Source organism: Streptococcus oralis (genome assembly GCF_003942585.1).
GTDB lineage: Bacteria > Bacillota > Bacilli > Lactobacillales > Streptococcaceae > Streptococcus > Streptococcus oralis_BE.
This window is the reverse complement of sequence record NZ_RJNK01000001.1, coordinates 68,079-87,327: the sequence shown is the minus strand read 5'-3', so window position 1 is coordinate 87,327 and position 19,249 is coordinate 68,079. Positions and strand designations below refer to the sequence as shown.

At 41.5% G+C, this 19,249-nt stretch carries 16 protein-coding genes and 1 other annotated feature; all 16 genes read right to left on the bottom strand.

Features of this window, described 5'->3' with window-relative positions; all coding sequences use genetic code 11:
* Positions 1–33 precede the first annotated feature (33 nt).
* A complete protein-coding gene (gene trpX / locus D8862_RS00455; RefSeq protein WP_084854098.1) occupies positions 34–1,029 on the bottom strand; it encodes a tryptophan ABC transporter substrate-binding protein in 996 nt (331 codons plus the stop codon).
* A 115-nt stretch (positions 1,030–1,144) separates the two neighbouring features.
* Positions 1,145–1,360, bottom strand: a binding site (T-box leader).
* A gap of 96 nt (positions 1,361–1,456) precedes the next feature.
* Positions 1,457–4,153: a phosphoenolpyruvate carboxylase gene (gene ppc / locus D8862_RS00450; protein ID WP_125448277.1), complete on the bottom strand. Its 2,697-nt coding sequence runs from the start codon at positions 4,151–4,153 to the stop codon at positions 1,457–1,459.
* A gap of 23 nt (positions 4,154–4,176) precedes the next feature.
* Complete coding sequence (gene ftsW, locus D8862_RS00445) at positions 4,177–5,400, bottom strand: cell division peptidoglycan polymerase FtsW (RefSeq protein ID WP_125448276.1); 1,224 nt, start codon at positions 5,398–5,400, stop codon at positions 4,177–4,179.
* A gap of 189 nt (positions 5,401–5,589) precedes the next feature.
* Positions 5,590–6,531, bottom strand: a complete 942-nt coding sequence (gene prsA, locus D8862_RS00440) for a peptidylprolyl isomerase PrsA (RefSeq protein ID WP_125448275.1) — start codon at positions 6,529–6,531, stop codon at positions 5,590–5,592.
* Positions 6,532–6,721: 190 nt separating this feature from the next.
* On the bottom strand, positions 6,722–9,424 hold the full coding sequence (locus D8862_RS00435) for an LPXTG cell wall anchor domain-containing protein (protein ID WP_125448274.1): 2,703 nt from the start codon (positions 9,422–9,424) through the stop codon (positions 6,722–6,724).
* Between the two features lie 237 nt (positions 9,425–9,661).
* Positions 9,662–9,790 (bottom strand): hypothetical protein, encoded by a 129-nt coding sequence (locus D8862_RS09855; RefSeq protein WP_398575023.1) that lies wholly within the window; start codon positions 9,788–9,790, stop codon positions 9,662–9,664.
* A 39-nt stretch (positions 9,791–9,829) separates the two neighbouring features.
* Positions 9,830–10,093 (bottom strand): recombinase family protein, encoded by a 264-nt coding sequence (locus tag D8862_RS09850; protein ID WP_398575022.1) that lies wholly within the window; start codon positions 10,091–10,093, stop codon positions 9,830–9,832.
* Positions 10,030–10,284: a recombinase family protein gene (locus tag D8862_RS09845; RefSeq protein WP_398575021.1), complete on the bottom strand. Its 255-nt coding sequence runs from the start codon at positions 10,282–10,284 to the stop codon at positions 10,030–10,032. Before D8862_RS09845 ends, D8862_RS09850 begins: the two co-directional genes overlap by 64 nt.
* Before the next feature lie 47 nt (positions 10,285–10,331).
* A complete protein-coding gene (locus tag D8862_RS00425) occupies positions 10,332–11,045 on the bottom strand; it encodes an O-methyltransferase (RefSeq protein WP_125448273.1) in 714 nt (237 codons plus the stop codon).
* Between the two features lies 1 nt (position 11,046).
* Positions 11,047–12,849, bottom strand: coding sequence for an oligoendopeptidase F (pepF, locus tag D8862_RS00420; protein WP_125448272.1), 1,803 nt, complete (start codon positions 12,847–12,849; stop codon positions 11,047–11,049).
* 18 nt (positions 12,850–12,867) lie between these two features.
* Positions 12,868–13,824 (bottom strand): competence protein CoiA, encoded by a 957-nt coding sequence (locus tag D8862_RS00415; protein WP_125448271.1) that lies wholly within the window; start codon positions 13,822–13,824, stop codon positions 12,868–12,870.
* Between the two features lie 75 nt (positions 13,825–13,899).
* On the bottom strand, positions 13,900–15,048 hold the full coding sequence (locus D8862_RS00410) for a hypothetical protein (protein ID WP_125448702.1): 1,149 nt from the start codon (positions 15,046–15,048) through the stop codon (positions 13,900–13,902).
* A gap of 177 nt (positions 15,049–15,225) precedes the next feature.
* Positions 15,226–16,086, bottom strand: coding sequence for an SAM-dependent methyltransferase TehB (gene tehB / locus D8862_RS00405; protein ID WP_125448270.1), 861 nt, complete (start codon positions 16,084–16,086; stop codon positions 15,226–15,228).
* Positions 16,087–16,100: 14 nt separating this feature from the next.
* Positions 16,101–16,568, bottom strand: coding sequence for an SsrA-binding protein SmpB (gene smpB, locus D8862_RS00400; RefSeq protein WP_001051752.1), 468 nt, complete (start codon positions 16,566–16,568; stop codon positions 16,101–16,103).
* Positions 16,531–18,885, bottom strand: coding sequence for a ribonuclease R (gene rnr / locus D8862_RS00395; RefSeq protein ID WP_125448269.1), 2,355 nt, complete (start codon positions 18,883–18,885; stop codon positions 16,531–16,533). Before rnr ends, smpB begins: the two co-directional genes overlap by 38 nt.
* A 95-nt stretch (positions 18,886–18,980) precedes the next feature.
* The gene (gene secG, locus D8862_RS00390; protein ID WP_000282517.1) at positions 18,981–19,214 is read right to left on the bottom strand and encodes a preprotein translocase subunit SecG; all 234 of its coding nucleotides are present in this window, start codon (positions 19,212–19,214) and stop codon (positions 18,981–18,983) included.
* Between the last annotated feature and the right edge of the window lie 35 nt (positions 19,215–19,249).

Genomic DNA, 19,249 nt, shown 5'->3' with positions numbered 1-19,249 from the left:
TGGGAGGAGATGTGTCCAGCTCCTCCTTTATCTTTATTCAATCACTTGTCCTGCTTCTTTTAGAACAGACTCAGGAATGGTTATACCAAGTTCCTGCGCTAGTTTTTTGTTAATCACTGACTTACCAGTTGAGAAGACATTAACTGGCGTATCAGCTGGTTTTTCACCTTTCAAAACTTTAGCAATCATTTTACCAGTAGCCACTCCAAGATCGTGTTGGTCAACTACTACAGATGCTAATCCACCTGCTTCTACCATGGCAGTGGCACTTGGGTAGATTGGCTTTTTAGCTGTTTGGTTGCTTGAAACAACTGTTGAAAATGCGGATGCGATGGTGTTGTCAATTGGAACCCAAATTGCATCGACCTTGCTGGTCATAACATTAACTGTTGAAGCAATCTCATTGGTTGATGGAACGGCAAATGTTTCGACTGTCAAACCTGCTTTTTCAGCATAAGCCTTGAATTCTTCAACTTGTGATTTTGAGTTATCTTCACTGCTTGAGTAGAGAGCTCCGATTGTTTTGACATTTGGTGTGAGAGTTTTTATCAACTCTACTTGTTGTTCAGCTGGGTTGTGGTCTGATACCCCTGTGATGTTGCCACCTGGTTTTTTCAAATCTTTAACCAAGTTAGCACCGATTGGGTCTGTAATAGCAGCCATGATAACTGGTAGATCTTTAGTAGCACTTGCAAGTCCTTGAGCTGCTGGTGTTGCAATCCCAACAACAACGTCGTTTCCATTTGCTACCAATTGTTTACTCATGGTTGCAACCTTGCTCTGATCACCTTCAGAGTTCATAAAGTCGATTTTTACTTGGTCGTCCTTATAGCCTTCTTCAGCTAGTCCATCTTGAATTCCTTGATAAATCAAGTCCAAGGATGGATGACTAACAAATTGAAGGACACCAACCTTAGCGACCTTTTGCTCTTCCTTAGCTACCGGCTTGTTCATTGAAGAATAGATCAAGCTAGCCACTACTAATACTGCTAATCCAGCGATAATTCCAATTAAACGTTTATTTTTCATATTTTTTCTCCTTTAAATCACTTGTATAATGCTCTTTTCAACAAAACAAGCGACGCCATCGTTTAAATTCCATCATCATCCTCCTAATAGAAAAAGTCCTCACACAAAAAACTTGTGTGAGGACGTCGATGCGCGGTGCCACCTCAATTATAGGGAATATCCCTATCGCTCTTTCTCGCAATAACGAGTTGCACTGTAAGGTGTGCTCACCGAATTTTTATGATTTCAAATTCTTAATAACATTCAGCCCAATTTCATCAATTTCATCTATCTGCTTTCACCAACCACAGACTCTCTAAAAAATGAGCATGATTACTTTCTGAATGTTTAAATTATATCATTTTTCAATTACTTGTCAAGACTATTTTTAGAATTTTTTAAACAATTCAAAAACTTCCCCTTGAAAAAAGAGGAAGTTTGTAGAATATCAGCCTGAATTACGCAAACCGGTCGCAATTCCGTTGATAGTTGTGTGGATCAGTTTTTCTTCGTCAGCTGACAATTCGCCGCGACGTTGTCGTTTGATCAACTCCAACTGGATGTAGTTCAGGATATTAAAGTAAGGCATACGATAGTTTAGACTGTCTTTTAGGTAAGAGTTCTCCGCCAAGAGTTCGTCATAACCTTCGATAGCCAGAATAACATCCTTGGTCAACTGCCATTCATCTAAAATAGTGTAGTAGATAGCTTGTACTTCTTCGTCTTCACAGAGCTTGGCATATTCGAAGGCAATGTTCATGTTAGACTTAGACAAGACCATATCCACATTAGAGAGCAGGGATTGGAAGAAAGGCCAGTTTTGGTACATGTCACGGAGGATCTCAATATTATCAGGATTCTGATCAATAAACTCTTTGAAGCTTGAACCCACGCCATACCATCCAGGGAACATGACACGGCTTTGTGACCATGAGAAGACCCAAGGAATGGCACGCAAACCGCCAATTTCAGTGATGGTCTTACGAGCTGCTGGACGTGAACCGATATTGAAGCTTGAAATAGCCTTGATAGGACTTGATTCAAAGAAATAGTCATAGAAATGTTCATTTCCAAAGACCAAATCACGGTAGATATCGTAGCTACGGTCCACTACTTGATCCATGATAGCTTCGTAACGATTTGACGTATTGGTATCACTCTTCTTCTTGGTAATCATACGGTTAATGGCTGCAGAAACCAACATTTCAAGGTTATAATAGGCAGCGTCTTTGTTTCCGTATTTATTTCCAATGACTTCTCCCTGCTCAGTCAGACGGATGCGGTCTTTGATAGACTTGAGTGGTTGAGATGTAATGGCTTCATAAGTTGGTCCTCCACCACGACCCACGGTACCACCACGACCGTGGAAGAAGGTAACTTTAACGCCAAATTCGTCTCCAATAGCAGTCAGTTGCTGTTGCGCTTTATATAATGTCCAACATGATGACAGGTATCCACCATCCTTGTTACTATCAGAGTAGCCAAGCATGATTTCTTGGTAGTTGTCTTTTGAAGCAATCCATTTTTTAGCCAAAGGTAGAGAGAAATATCTTCTCATGGTTTCTTCCGAATGATCCAAGTCTTCGATCGTTTCAAAGAGGGGAACAATCTGAACGCGTGCTTTTTGGGCATCCACCAAGCCGACTTCCTTGAGCATGATGGCTAATTCTAGCATATCGGATACACTTGTTGCATGAGAGATGATGGTTTGACGAATGACGTTTTCACCTAATTTATCCTTCAACTTGCGAGCGGCTTTAAAGATAGATAGTTCTTTCTCAAGTAGTTCTGACTTTTCAGCATGAGTGGCTGAGAGGATACGAGGATCTTCTTCCAACTCTTTTAAGAGGAGGGCGCATTTTTCATCTTCAGACAAATCGCTATAGTGGTCGTTGATCCCTGCGGATGCTAGCAATTCTGCCACACAGGCTTCGTGAACACTAGAATCTTGGCGCATGTCGATAGAGGCAAGATAGAAGCCAAAGATTTCAACCGCCTGCATCAACTCGACAAATTCTCCTGAAATCAGGTACTCACCTTTGTTCTCTAATAGAGAATCTCGGATGGCTAACAAGTCTTGGTAGAATTCATCTGCAGTGGCATATCTAGGTTGAAGATCCTTGTCTTCAATAAGATAAGCCTTGGTTGCCTGCATCTTAGCTTGGATGTCAAAGAGAGCACGACGATAGAGTTCTTTTTCACGATAAATCGAGTTGTCCTGAGACTTCAGCGCCATCTCACGAACCTTGTCACTGACATTCACGATGCTGGTTGAAAGTGAAAATTCACGATAAAGGTTATAAATCTTCTCATCGTAGTAGTTCATGATGACTTCGCACTGAGTCAAGGCTGATTTGTTGAGGGTTTCCGCTGTTACGAAAGGATTTCCATCACGGTCTCCTCCGATCCACATCCCCATGGTAATCGGTTTTGGATGTTGGAGCTCGATACCTTGTTCCTTAGCTAGTTTCTTATACTCAGCCGTCAAACGTGGAACAGCATTCAAGAAAGAACTCTGATAGTACTCCATCACGTTGGTGATTTCGTTGGTTACCTTCAATTTCTTCTCGCGAATCATATCCGTTTGCATGATAATTTCAATGTAACGACGGAGATCTGTGTGCCATTTTTCTTTGTTGATCAAGCCGAGTTTGACATCACGGTACTTCCGTAAGAGTGTATGGATATGATTGGTTAAGTCCAGCATACTCTTGCGTTGTACTTGAGTCGGGTGGGCAGTCAAAACTGGAACTACATTCAGCTGCTCCAAAATTGCAGCCGCATTTTCTTTTTCAGCCACCATCTTAATGGTTGTTGACAGTTTTCCTAGATAGTCTTGGTCTACATTATTTTGGTGATTGATTTCATAAGCCAAATCCACATCTTCAGAGATATTGATCAAGAGTGGAAGGATTGAGAAATAGCGAGAAATATAGATCATTTCCTCGTTTGAAAGGCTGGTCACCAATTTATTGAGTCCTTGATAGTTTTCGCTTGTAGACAAGTCCTTCAACTGCATGATTTTATCAAAAGTCTCTGGCGCAAGCATATTTTTAGTGATGTCTTCTAACAGCTCAGTCAAAATCAAGACTTCTTCTTGGACGACTGCTTTATTGCTATAGTTTTCTAATTTTTGAAGTGACATAAACTTTCCTTTCCATTCAATCCTTATAGAGTAACAGAAGTTTGACCTTCATATTCTCTGATAAGTTTGGCACGTTTTTCGCTGGCATCGATATTTAGTACAAAGGCAATGGCTACAGATAAGACCAGAAGACTATTCCCCCCTTGTGAAAGGAAGGGGAAGGTTACCCCTGTAGAAGGAATCAAACCAGAAATTCCACCGATATTGACAAAGACCTGAACAAGGATCATCCCTCCGACACCGATAGCAACCATGGAGTTAAAGGGATCCTTAGCTCGAATACCGACTAGAATGATTCTCAAAATCAAGAAGAAGAGAAGTGCCAAAATCATACCCGCTCCTACAAATCCAAATTCCTCGATGACGATTGAAAAGACGAAATCCGTATGCGCTTCTGGCAAATAACCACGTTTCTCAATGGAATTTCCTAATCCAAGTCCAAACCAGCCACCATTTACCATTGCATAGTAGGAATTTGCGAGCTGGTGTCCTGCACCCGCCAAGTCATTAAAGGGATTAAAGAAGGCACTAAAACGTTTGGCAACGTAACCAAATACCGGAATTTGAGAAAACTTTTCAACCCCGACAAAGCGAATGACAGACAAGACCAAAATCGAACTGCCCGCCAAGAGAGTCAGAATAGTCGAGAACCAACGATAGGCAATTCCACTAACTGTGTACATAAGCAGTGACACCAAGACCAGAATGGTCGCATTTCCCAAGTCAGGGAAAATTCCCAAACTACCAATCAAAACCAGTAAAACGAAACGCCAGTCGTTAAAAGCTCGAGGTAACCACTGATTCTGAGTCAAGACTTGGAAATCGTAAACAGCTATCTCATCTTGCTGTTTTGAGAATCGATGGGCTAGGTACCAAATAATGATAATCTTAAGGTACTCTGCAGGCTGAATCGTTACAGGTCCTACAGAAATCCAACCGTAAGCACCATTGACTGGTGTCCCAATTAGCCGAGCCAAAGCTAGGAGAATGATCTCTACAAACATAACGATAAAAATCAAGCGTTCATTTCTTAAAAAACCAAGTTTCAGTTTATAAATTAAGGCAATCAAAACCAAACTAACTCCCCAAAACATTCCTTGGTTCCGAGCTAACTGAAGAGCGCTTTTTCCTTCTTGAATCAAGGTTGCACTCGTCGTTGAGTAAACAACAATTAGACCCAAAATCGATAAAAGGAGGTAAGGAATCAAAATGGAATAGTTCAATAGGTGCCTTTTACTAATTTTCATATGTCACCACTCTAATAGAAACAGAGAAAACTGTTCCTAATTCCGTTTTATTTTCTAGTTTTGATTGCTATTATACCATTTTTTCAGAAAGAAAAAAACTCTTATCCTCCAATCCTTCGAATTTTGCTATTTGGCCGAAACTGATTACTAAAAAATACAAACTTCAAGACGAAGTTTGTATTTTCTTTTTTATTCTGCTGATGAGCTACTGCTTGAGTTTGAGTCTGCACCACCAACGTATTGGGCAAAGATATTTTGGAAAACAGGATCTTTCACTTTAATATTGGCAGCTTGGAATTCTTTTCCGATAACGCTCTGAACGAAAGATGAATCATTTTGTTTCTGAGCCAGGATGACCGTTTTCAATTTTTCTTTGTAGTCATCCAGGTTTGATGATTTTTCTGTTTTCTTGGTTAGCTTAATAATGTAGTATTGGGTACTGTAGGCTTGTGTTCCAGTCGCTGTGATAACATCAGAGACACCATTCACATCCAAGGCAAAGGCCGCCTTCTTGACTTGTTCTGGAAGTTCTGTTGAAGCAGAGTCAAAAGTGATTTCGCCACCATTTCCTTTTGTCTTGTCATCATTTGAGTTGTCTTTTGCCAACTGAGCAAAATCAGCTCCTTCTGCTTTTGCTTTTTCAAGCACTTCTTTGGCCTTGTCTTCATTATCCATACGGATGATCTGAGCTGTTACATCTGGTGTATAAGACTCAAAAGCTTTTTGGTAAGCTTCGTCAGTCAATTCATTTTCTGCTGCTTTTTTAACTGCCAATTCGACCAACTTACTTGTGCGAATTTGAGCTTTACGAGTCTCAGGAGTCATACCCGCACGTGAAAGAACATTTTGATAACTATCACCGTATTTCTTCTGCTCTTCAGCAACAGCATCATCCACTTCTTTATCAGTTACTTCTGAACCATATTGTTTTTCAAAAACTTTTTCAATGGCCATATTAAGCAAAACTTGTTGCGCAGTTGGGTTATTTTTGACTTGTTCATAAAATTGATGTTCAGTGACGACATCACCCTTCATGCTGATGAGGTCAGCTCCTTCAGAACTTTTTGAACAAGCAGCCAAAGTCGCTACAGATAATAAGGTAATGGCTCCTGCCAATAGTTTTTTCTTCATGTTTACTCCTTTTTCTAAAAACGGCCAAAAAATTCTCTAGACCAACTCACTCATTATACCATATTTTATAGCAAATAACTTAAATAAGACTAAAAATACTAGCTTTTAAATTTTTAACGATTCAAGTTTTTTTCATTCCAAAAAGAACCTGAACAATTGTTCAAGTTCTTTGTTTATCTTGTGTTATTTTTTAGTGACGTCCTTTGTAAGTCAAGCCTGCTAGACCAAGACTTGCAAGGAGGAAGCCTGCAAATCCAAGAATTGAATTTTGTTCGCCAGTATTTGGTAGGGCTTTCGACCCACCTTCAGTCTTGGTATTTAGCGGTGTAGCTTGCGCTTTTGTGGCATCTGCTCCATTGCTATTTTGAGCTGTGGTTGTTGTATTTTCACCACCTACAACAGCAATAGGCATTTGTATGCTACTGTCATTGCGATTTGCAGCGACATTTTTGAATGTCATTGCATAGATACTAAAGTGGTTGGTTTCAAAAGTCACCTTATCTGCATCTTGCTTGAAATCAAGTGCTTGCAAAGCGCCATCTGGAGCAACATAGTAGACATTTTCAACTGGCTTATCAGCAGAAAGGGTCACTAAAACCATGCCATTTGGCTGGATAGCCTTGCCGTTTGCGTCATATAAATGAATGTCATAAGCCTTGTAGCTTTTCGTCTCAAGTGATTTAGCCTTGGTTTCTTCTACCTTGATGTAGCTAACATTTTTGAGCGTTGCCTCTGAGCCACGAACTTGAACGCTTCCAGCTTCGTTCGAAAGGACTCGGCTTGTGCTTGGAGTAGCTGGATTTGTAGGAGTTACAGGAGTTGTTGGGACTGTTGGAACAACTGGTGTAACAGGGCTTATAGGCTTCACAGGTGTGGTTGGTGATACAGGAACTACAGGTGTCACGCTTGGCTCTTCAGCTGGTTTCACTGGTTTAGTAGGCTGTGGTTGGTCAGAAGGCTTTTCAATAGGTTTATTACCACTTTGATTAGAACTACCTGACTGGACTTTTTCATATACATAACTAAAATACGGTCCACGGTCTAGGTCATCACCAGCATTATTTCTATAATGAATCACATCTCCAACCTTATAAGAAAGTTCATTTCCATCTGGTCCGGTATTAATAATCTTTTCAAGACGGTAGCCATCTATTTCTACATTTGGGAGGGTATAGCTTTCTCCTGCAAGTAGCTCAATATATTTTTCTGGGAATTTATCGTCCAATTCATGATAGCCATCTTCACCAACTTGTGCACCTATTAAAATTGGGTCAATTTTTTGATCATTTGCATGTTCGGTAGCTTTACGGTAAAGATAGGAAATATGATAACCATGACTAGATGCACCTGTTGAAGTAGGTGCGTTATCATAGTTTATTGTATCGCCTGGATTCATTCCTGACTGGCTCATACTTTCGAAAACATAACCCGCAATAGTAGGGGGAGTTGGCAAGGTGTAGCTTTCTCCAGGATGCAACTTAATAGTCGTGCTTGGATATTTTTCAGAGGTAGAGTCATATCCCTCATCATTAGGAGTATAATGCCATACCCAACCACCACGGTGAGTAAATTTGCGGAATCGATACCCAATACGTACTTCCTTCACTTTATTCACATGGTTATTAAACAGGGTATTGCTTTCATTCTTTTCTTCACTTGAATCTCCCACTTCATTTGAGTTCGCATGTCCCTCAGAGGTATCAGCTGGTTGAGACTCTGCTGGATTTGTTTCTGGCTCAGATTCAGGACTAACTTCTTCGGCTGGCTTAACCTCAGGTTGAAGCGTTTCAGCTGGTTCAGAAATTGTGCCTTCAGCTGGATTGGTGTTGTTTTCCTCAGGTTTTGAAATTTCCTTGGCAATTTCATCTTTGTTGTAGATGAAGTAGTAATCAAAGATATTATCCCCCTTGCCATTCTTATAGCCAGAACCACGCAATGCGAAAGCCGCATCATAATTAGCTTCTATAACTTCTGGGTGTGGATTCATATCAGGGGTTCCAGCTTCTTTAACAACATGGCTAAAGGTATATCCTTCGAAATTTGGAGCAATGATTTTTCCTGAATAGGGTCGGATTGGATCATCATACCATTTTGAATATATTCCTTGCATACTCGAATATTTAATAGAGTCATCTATTTCAGCAAGGTGAGTATAGCCATATTTTTTCACCAATTCAGCATCCATATAATGTGGAGAAAGTAGGTAATATCTTTCTGACAAATCAACTACAGCAGCTTTTGCACCAGGACTATTTGGAATTGGAGTATTTATAATTTTTTCTATATCAATACCATTTACAGCGTAAAGTTTCTTGTTTGCCTCCGACCTCATAGAATTGAACATTTCTTTCGAAGGAGCTACGCCCATAGAATATGTGTAGTCTTCAGCTTCCTTCTTTCTATGTTCATAAGAGTCTGGTATAATATCTGCAGGTTTAGGAGCTGGAAATAATACTCCTGGTTCTGGCTCTCTATTTGTCGGATCGACATCGTACTTCGCCTTAATTTCAGCTTCACGAGCCTCTCTTTCCTTGGCTTCATCTGTGACATTTGCAAGAATTTTACTTGATGGAGATCCAGGTTTTTCCAAGATGCCATTTGTTTCTGCATTTTCAACTTGTTTCGAAATAGTCTCACCATCATATTCTGGTACTTGTGTTTCGGTTTTGTTCGAATCAGCCGACTTCCCGGTAGGTGAAGTTATTGGAGTGGTAGGCTTAAGACCCACAAGCTCCTCAGTCTTCACCCAATCGCCCAACATAGGCGGTTTTGAAGCTGTATTTGGCTGTTCTGCCACATTTGTGTCTGCCTGAGCTGTAAAAGCTGGCACTGCCCCCAACGCCGCAACCGCAAAGGTCGCAATACCAAGTCGTAATAACTTATGGTTTCTCATATAGAACCCTCCTAAAATAAAATCCTTTCTTCCCTACTAGAAAAAGGAATCAACTGTATCGTGTAAAAACCGTTTGGCGAAACATTCAAAATAACAATGTGAATATTTCAGAAAATACGAATTTAACAAGGTTTTGAATCCATATTTGATTTGTATTTTTTCCTGTTTTCAGTGTTTCGCCAAACGATTCTTAATCGAAACAAATTTTCGCCTTCATTTTATCATTTTGTCTTGTTTTTAGCAAGAATTTTGCGAAACTTTTTTGCGATTATTCGCCAAATCGTTGCGTTCCAACACTTTATAGATAGTTGATGTCGAAATTCGTTCTGCTTTTGCAATTTTTCTTATGCTTAGTCTATCTGCCAAATACTGCTGAATAATTCTCTTCTCCTTCTCTTTCGAAATTCACTGAGCACCTAGTTTGACACCTTTTTCCTTGGCTTTACGAAGCCCTTCACGGGTACGAAATCGCAAGTTTTCCAGTTCACTTTCTGCCACAAATCCTAAAATCATACAAAGTAACCTACCAATGAGCGAATCGGTTTCCAGCTTTTCGTGCAGGCTGATAAGCTGGATTTGATGTTCGTTGAGCTGCTCGATTATTTTCAGCAATTTAAACATGGAGCGGGTGAGCCTATCAAGCTTGTAGATGGTGAAAGTGACTTGCATTTCTTTTTTCGAAAGCGCTTGAGCCAATTTAGAGCCTTTTCGAGCTTTGAGCGTGTATTATTTGAACCAGATTCACGTTCGATAAAGAGCTGGTCGCAGTGCTTAAGAGCCTCGATTTGCACCTCTAAGCCCAAATCTTGCTTATGAGTTGAAACGCGTGCATAGCCAATATTGATGATGTTTTGAGACATAAAAATCCTCCTATTACTTGATACAGGAGGATTGTACTATTTTTTATTTATTCCATTTCTGGCAAGGTTACATTTTCCACATTCTTTCTCAGCATGAGAATCCCATCCCCGAGCGGAACTAGAGTCGCTGTTAGACCTGGATTATCCAAAGTTGCGTCGAAAAGTCTTTGCAAACCTTTATAAATGGTGCGCTGGCCACGGCGGACCTCCATGATGTCCTTGGCAACATCGCCTCCTTGGAAAATATCATCCAAGACCACCACTCCACCGACTTCCAAATGTTTTAGGATTTCTGGTAGAAAGACGATATACTTGGACTTGGCCGAATCCATAAAGACAAAGTCATAGGTTTCTGTCAAGGTTGATAGGACATCGACTGCATCTCCCTCTAAGAGGGTGATTTGCTTACGACTGTCAAAGTGGGCAAAGTTTTCCTTGGCAAAGCCAATCATCTCAGGATTACGGTCAATCGTTGTAATCTTGGCAGTTGGCGCATGTTCTGCCATCAGGAGGGCAGAAAAGCCAATTGCCGTTCCAATTTCCAAAATATTCTTGGGCTGTATGGTCTCCATGAGAAAACGGAAATAAGCAACTGTTTCATGAGGAATGATAGGAATGTTTTCATTACGAGCAAAGACTTCCAATTCTTTCAAGGAACCTGTCACCTGCTTTTGACGCTGGCGCATGAGTTCTACGATTTCTTCCTTGACGACTGGACGTCGCATATTGTGATTGGCATTTTTACTATAAGACTCTACCATCTTATGCTAATCCCAATTTTTCAACAAGAGCTTCAAACTCGTTCAAGCGACGTTCAAAGACTGCAAAGGCATCATTAAGATAGTCTTCCTTCTCCATATCAACACCCGCTTTTCTCATAACATTGAGCGGATAGTCAGACTTGCCAGCCTTGAGGTAGTCGATATAGCGGTCACGATCTTCTTGACTACCATGGACAATCTTCTCAGCCAAGGCTGAAGCTGCTGCAAAACCAGTTGAATACTGATAAACATAGTAGTTATAGTAAAAGTGTGGAATGCGCGCCCACTCATATTGAATCTGAGGATTGTCTTCCTTGCTGAGTCCATAGTACTCTTGATTCAAGTCAGCGTAGAGTTTATTGAGGAAATCACTTGTCAAAACTTCTCCATTTTGGTCTGCTTGGTGGATGGCGTGTTCAAACTCAGCGAATTGAGTTTGACGGAAGACTGTTCCACGGAAACCGTCTAGGAAGTTATTGAGAATAGCAAAGCGTGTCGCATCGTCTTCTACTTCTTCCAACAATTTCTCTGTCAAGATATTTTCATTAGTCGTTGAGGCAATCTCTGCCAAGAAGATAGAGTAATCTCCGTAAACATAAGGCTGAGTTTCACGAGTATAGCTAGAGTGCATACTGTGACCCGTCTCGTGGACAAGGGTAAAGAGATTATCTAGATTGTCCTGCCAGTTGAGAAGCATGAAGGCATTTGTATCGTAAGAGCCACCAGAATAGGCGCCAGAACGCTTACCTTGATTTTCATAGACATCAATCCAACGCTCGCTGAAAGCACGTTTGACACGGCTCAAGTAGTCGTCACCCAAGACAGCCAAGGCCTCTTCAGCTTTTTTCAAGGCTTCCTCATAAGTAAAGCTGTATTCTACTGAAGACAGTGGAGTGTAGACATCGTACATCTTGAGGTCGGAAATTCCCAAGATTTTAGAACGAAGTTTAAGGTAACGATGCAAGAGTGGCAAGTGCTTGCGAACTGCTGCTACTAGATTGTCATAGACACTTTCTGGAACAAAGTTGGCTGCGAGGGCTGCATGGCGAGCACTCTTATAGTTACGAACTTTTGCTCGATAGTTTTGCACCTTAACATTTGTCTGCAAAGTCTTAGCGTAAGTGTGTTGGAATTGCTCATAAGTCGCATAAAGGGCTTCATAGGCACCACGACGCACTTCACGGTTTTTAGACTCCATCAAACGGATGTAAGTACCATGTGAGAGCTGCACTTCCTTGCCTTCGTCATCAAGAACGTATGGGAAGCTAATATCCGCATTGTCCAAAATAGCGAAAGTTTCACTAGCAGCGCCAAAGATCTCTCCTGCTCCAGCAAGTAATTCTTCCTCACGTTGCGAAAGAACATGGTCTTTCTTTTGCAAGAGCTTGTCAAAAAAGTGTTTATAAACTTGGAGTTTTGGTTGAGCTTCTAGGAAAGCCGCATACTGCTCTTCGCTAATCTCCATAAACTCAGGTTCATAGAATGAAAAGGCTTGTTCTAACTGACTGTATAGGGTCATTGCCTTGGCATAGTACTCTTGATACTTGGCTTCACGTGTGTCCTGGTCATTTTTCATATGCGCATAGACATAAAGCTTTTCAACTTGGCGTTCCAAGTCAAGTGAGAATTCTGTAATCTCAAGCAAACTGTCTGCACTATCCAAGAGATGCCCCTCATACTGAGATGCTGTTTGTACTTTTTCAGTTAAATCTTTCAAGGCTTCTTCCCAAGCCTGGTCTGTTGGGTAGATTGTTGAAAGATCCCATGTATCTTTTTCATTTATTTCATGTCGTTGTAATACCATAAGATTCCTCCATCCTTTCTATTTTACCACATTTTTTGAGAAATATAAGTGATAAAAGGCTGGTGGATAGAGCTTTTGGCGATTATTTTTCGGGTTCTTTTGATAGTAAGCCTGAAAATTTCTATAATAGCTAGTCAAATCCGTTTCAATCTGTAAAAAATCACCTGATTCTATCGGTCTGACCTGAGGATACCAGTCGTCCAGTTGACGGTTTAATAGATTGTCTCCTCGTTGATAGGCTACCTCCTGTTTTTTCATCCAGTAAGGCGTTTGGTAGTACAACTGCTGGCGAATGTAGTGACAGATGGATGAATCTTGTAAAACTTCAAAACGAGGCAGTTTTTGTTTTTGATAAGGAAATCGTAGAATTTCCAAGAGATTTCCTTGGCCAAAGGGAAATTCCTTGACCTGAAAATGAAGCTTGCCACGTAGGTCCTGATGCAGAAGATATTTAAGTCTCAAAACTTGCTTTTTGAGATCTAGTTCCCAAACATAGAATCCCATATTTTGACTAAAATAGAGAAATCCCCTTTGCAGTTGTGTTAATCGCTCTTTTAACCAGAGTTTTTCTCCCAGTAGCCATATAACCTGATAGCCCTGACTGCGGTAACCTTGACCCCTATCTCCTAAAAGATTTTTAGACAAGGGACTGCACTGAACCTCCAGAGCTAGTTTCTCATTGACGAGAACATCCGCAATCTGTTGAATCTCAGGCAAACTATATTCTAAGGCGACCTGATTGTCCTTCTTGGCCCAGTGATAAAGGGCCTCTTTGTTGCCCATATGTTCTGGACTTTCATTTTCAAAAATAGCCCTACAATCTCTTAAAGATTCATGGGCAAAATGTGTCCGAATGCTCTGCCCTTGGCGTAATCGTAGTCCGCCCCCACAGGCTGGACAAGTATATTTTTGCTTGGTCACATCTTTTTCGAGGGCATTCACCAAATTTCCCTTGGCATCTTTGGCTACAAACATGGACTACCTCCTTTTCTTTTCTATTCGAAAAAGAAGTAAAAAGACTGGAATTCCAGCCTTTCATGATATTATTTCTTATCTTTTTTGTCTCTTAGAATATTTTTTTAGCATAGGAATGAGATTGGGAATCTGCTCACTTCTAATGACGAGCACGCCATATTCCTGACAACGATTGGCATAAACGGGATTGATTTTCCCCGTACAGACAATTAACTTGAGGCAACTCTCTCCAGCAAAATGATTAGCGTAGACTTCTAGCTCATTGATGGCTTCGACTGATAAATCGGTCATCTTGCAAGAGATAAAGGTAATCGAGCGTCCCTTTCTCAGAATGACATCAATCTCATTTTGGACATTGTCCGCCTCTGGAAAGATGCCATTCCAATCAATCTCACCGCCTATCATGCACTCATCAAATAGCTGAGATTCGAGCGCCAAGAGATAGAGATACAACTCTAAAATATGCCCCTTGTTGCGGCAAAAAACTTGAGCTTCTTGACTCGGAAAGCTGTATACTACTCGTTTCTTGTCTTCGCTTTCAATACAAAGCATCCCCGCTTCCACTAGTAAGGAGATGACGGATTCTGGATAGAGGTAATACTTGCCGTTGTTTTCCAGGATCTTTTCGGTCTCAGCATGAAGGTCATTGGTCTTAGCTAGAGAGAAAAATTGGGTCACTTGATACCAGTGGGCAGGATTGGCAATAGCCGAGCTGGCTAGTTTTTTGATGGCTGCAATTTGCTTAACTGAGTGGATAGGGCGTTTGGATTTGAGGATTTTTCCACCACGCAAGGCTATCAGCTGTTGGATGCTTAGGGTTGGAATGTCCAAGTCTTCTTTTTCTAACTGACCGGCTACCCACTTGTATTGTTTTCCTCGCTCGACATCCATGGCAACGATGGAGAGGTGGCGATCCAAGCCGTATTGATAGAGAGATAAGGCTAGTAGCGAATCCCCACCAAAAACATCAAGAAGAACCTGGTCATAGCCTGCTAGACAATAATCTAACTGGTCCGCTAGTTGTTCTAAGGATAACTGACGAAAGGTCACTCGTTGGATATGAGGCACCTCTTCCATGATGAACTGACGGAGAGAGACTTTCTCTTCATTGCTTATTTTTGTCAAAGATAGAAAAAGAATCTCGTCACAATCACTGATAAAGGCTTGGTAGACATTCTTTTCCAATACATGCCGATCATACAATTCCACCAAAAGACTCGTCATTCGACCACCTCCATCATAAAGACTTTCTTGCGCTGAGAGTATCGGCAATACAGCCCTACTGCTCACTCTTCCTACTTCTAGTATAGCATAAAATTCTGTTCACCCCAATCAACCAACGCAAACAAAAACGAATAGAAAACTTGCAAAGTAGTTTCTATTCGCTTGCAGATGTTTAATTTACTTGATTTTTTTAGCTAACATAGTCGCAAATCGTAGTTGAATCCGATTGCCATTTTCATCACGACGGTGCAGATATCCTGGATTTTCATTGTACTTAATCAATTCCCAATCCTTGTAGTAGTCCGCCAATTCGCCTTCTTTAAAGGTGAATGGGAAGTTCACCGAGCAAGGATAATCCTCCGTGTCCATGGCACAGACGATAAGGTTATAACCACCGACCGTGGTGTGCTCCTGCATATTTTGGATAATAGCTGGAATACGATCCGCTTGTAGAAACATCAGAACAACTGTCGATACGATAAAATCATAGACTTGGCTAATGCTGGCTGAATTGATATCGTAAAGTCCAACAGGCATGTCTAGATCCTCTTGCTCTACGATGCTTTGCAAGATTTCAAGGGACAATTCATTTTGATCCACAGCTGTCACATCAAAACCATTCTGTGCAAGAAAGAGAGAGTTACGTCCTTGACCACAACCCAAATCCAAGGCTCTTCCAGGTTTCACCGTCTGCATGGCCTCTAGGACCTCTGAATGGACTGGATTGGTCTGGTATTTCTTAGGGAAATAATCCTCAGGTTTACAATAAAATTCCAAGTACCATTCTACATCGTCTGTTGCGGCCTCTACTCGGTGCCAGGCTTGCGGTTGCGCCATGGGATTGTCAGCTCCTGCCTCAAAGAGGTGCTCAGCTAGAAACTCACCATCTTCAGTCAACTCAATAAACTTGAGTGCCCCCTTCAAGACAGTAATTTTTCCCCAAGTGCCGACTTTAGTATTGTGCTTTTGCTGAACAGCTTCAGGCATGGTCTGTTTGTTCCACAAGGGCATCCGTTTATAGGCAATTAATTTTTCCATTTTACTTCCTCTTCTTAACGCTGGTTGACAGCTTTCATGACACGCGCGATGTCGCGGTTTTGTTCACGACGCTTGATTGACTCCCGTTTATCATAGTCGTGTTTCCCTTTGGCAAGTCCTAAAAGGAGTTTGGCGTAGCCATCTTTGAGATAGACTTTAAGGGGAACAAGGGTCATTCCTGTCCCTTTGGTTTCTTGCTCCAATTTTTGGATTTGTTTTTTATGAAGGAGAAGTTTACGACGGCGTTCAGGTTCTTGGTTCCAGATATTGCCCTCTTCGTAAGGCGCGATATGAACATTGCTCAGCCAGACTTCACCATTTTTTACTTGAGCAAAGCCGTCCTTGAGATTGATACGTGCAGCACGTACACTCTTGATTTCCGTTCCTGTCAGCACCATTCCTGCCTCTAGCGTGTCTACGATTGTATAGTCGTGGCGCGCCTTTTTATTTTGTGCGACGACCTTTCCCTCGCCCTTTGCCATGCTTGGCTCCTTTCTTAGCTACTTCCTTGTAAAAAGGTTTCTTGCCTTTTTTCTTTTTATCTTTTTGTGAATGCTTGTGCTTATCATTTGAGCGTCCTGATTTTCTCTTATCTTCCTTCTTATCTGAACGACGATTTGAACCACGCCCTCTATCACTACGACTAGACAGTTTCAAGCCCTTCTCAATCACATCAAACTCACTTGGGATAAAGGAGAAATCAATCTCACCTGTCATCTTATCCGCTCTTTCAACTCGAATGCGAATCTGCTGTCCTACACGGAAGGTTGTACCCGATTTCTCCCCACGGAGTGTCAAATCACGCTCGTTGAAATGATAAAATTCAGGCAAATTGGTAATGTGAATTAAGCCTTCGACTGTGTTCGGCAATTCAACAAAGAGACCAAATTTGACGATGCTGGATACAACCGCATCGTACTCTTCTCCCACGTATTCTTCCATGTACTCAGCCTTTTTCATAGCTTCGACTTCACGCTCTGCCTCGATGGCACGACGCTCACGGTTGGAAGACTGGGTCGCAATCTCTGGAATCACTTGCTCAAAATGCTCTGCTATTTCCTTGGAACGCCCATAGTCCCGAATCATGCGGTGAACAAGGAGGTCAGGATAACGGCGAATCGGACTGGTAAAGTGAGTGTAATAGTCTGCAGCAAGGCCATAGTGACCATGATTGTGTTCTGAGTAGCGAGCCTGCTGCATGGAGCGAAGAAGCATCATGGACAATACATCTGCATAGGGTTCTCCCTCAACAGCACGCATGATGTCTTGGAGGGCTTCCTGACTAATCTCACTGGCAGTCCCATAAATGCGCAAGCCAAAGCTTGAAGCATAGTCAATAAACTTCTGAACTTTTTCAGCCTTGGGCTCCTCGTGAATCCGATAGATAAAAGGTAAATCCAGCTTGCTGAAATGCTCGGCAACCGTTTCGTTAGCAATCAACATGAAGGACTCAATCATCCGCTCTGCAATGCCACGTTGACGAAGAACGATATCCACAGGCTTACCTTTTTTATCCACCAAAATCTTAGCTTCACTGGTCTCAAAATTAAGGGCACCACGTTTCTCACGCATGCTTTCTAGCGTTTCATGAAGCTTGGCCATGAGCTCGATACTAGGAACAATTTTCTTAAACTCTTGTTTTTTTTCCTCATCGCCAGCCAGGATGTCATTGACAGCGCTATAGGTCATTCGGAAACTAGTCTTGATAACAGTTTGTGTGATGGTGTAGTTGACTACACGACCATGTTTATCAATCTCCATAATAGCAGACTGGGTCAAGCGGTCTACTTGAGGATTGAGAGAGCAGATGCCATTTGACAAACGCTCTGGAAGCATTGGGACCACACGGTCTGTCACGTAGACAGAAGTTGCGCGGTTAAGGGCTTCCTTGTCAAGGGCAGAGCCCTCGGTCACATAGTAGGAAACATCTGCAATGTGAACCCCAAGCTCCAGATTGCCATTTTTCAAGGCCTTGATGTGCACCGCATCGTCCAAGTCCTTGGCATCCGCACCATCAATGGTAAAGGTAATTTCATCTCTTACATCAAGACGGCCTTCCATATCCTTTTCTGATGGAGCATCAGGCACACTTTCTGCCTCCTTGAGAACAGCTTCTGGAAATTCTGAAACAATATCCATGGACTCTAAGACTTCAAGGACATCAATCCCAGCATCAGTCGAGTGTCCTACCACGTCCAGTACACTAGCGACAAAGAAATCATGTTTCTTACTTGGGTATTTGTCGATAAAGACCTTTAGAACTTCTGTTCCTTCAAGTTTGAGGGCTGGTTTCTTCACATAAATAGGTTGGCTGATTTTCTGATTTTTTGAACGGATATAGCCGGCATACTTGGGCTTTTCCTGATCCAGAACAATTTGGCCGACAACCGTCGTCAGGCTATGTTCTAGGATATCAATAATTTTGGCTTCTGCAGCTGTTCCCTTGTTACGGTCAGCAACTTTCTTGATGACCACCTCAACGATATCGCCGTCAATAGCATAGTTGACATCGTTTTTTCCTACAAAAAGATCGTCCTCTTCACCTTCCAGACTGACAAAGCCGAAGCCATTTTTATGGGCATGAAAAATCCCTTTGAGGGTAATTTCATGTTTCTTCTTTTGGTCCAGACATAAACTACCATCATCTTCAAAACGAATCTGGTGCTTTCTTTCCATCAGAGACAGGGTTTTAATCAACTCACGGAAATCCTTGGATCCATCCTTTCCGAGAGCCTGAGCTAAGTCATTGACCGTCACTCGCCCCTTCTCTTGCAAATATTCTTTAATTTTATCTTTCATGTTTTCTTTCTAGATTTTTATAATTTCTTTTGATTGATAACTTTAGAAGTGTCATTAAAAATAAAAATAGGCTAAGACCTAGTCTCGCCCATTTCTTATCTACTTGATAATACCGTCAATGCTAAGGCAATGGCTAGCCAGAAAAAGACTAAAATACCTGTCAAACGTTGCATCACGGCTTCAAAACCACGCGCCTTACTACGTTCAAACAAATCACCTGAGCTGGCATCAAATACATTGCTGGATTGGTTCTTAGTTGGTTGCATGAAAATCGCAATCACAATCACAACAGATAATACTAATAAAATGGTTAATAATAGGTTATACATATCAAACTCCTTAAAATCCCTATTATTTTACCATA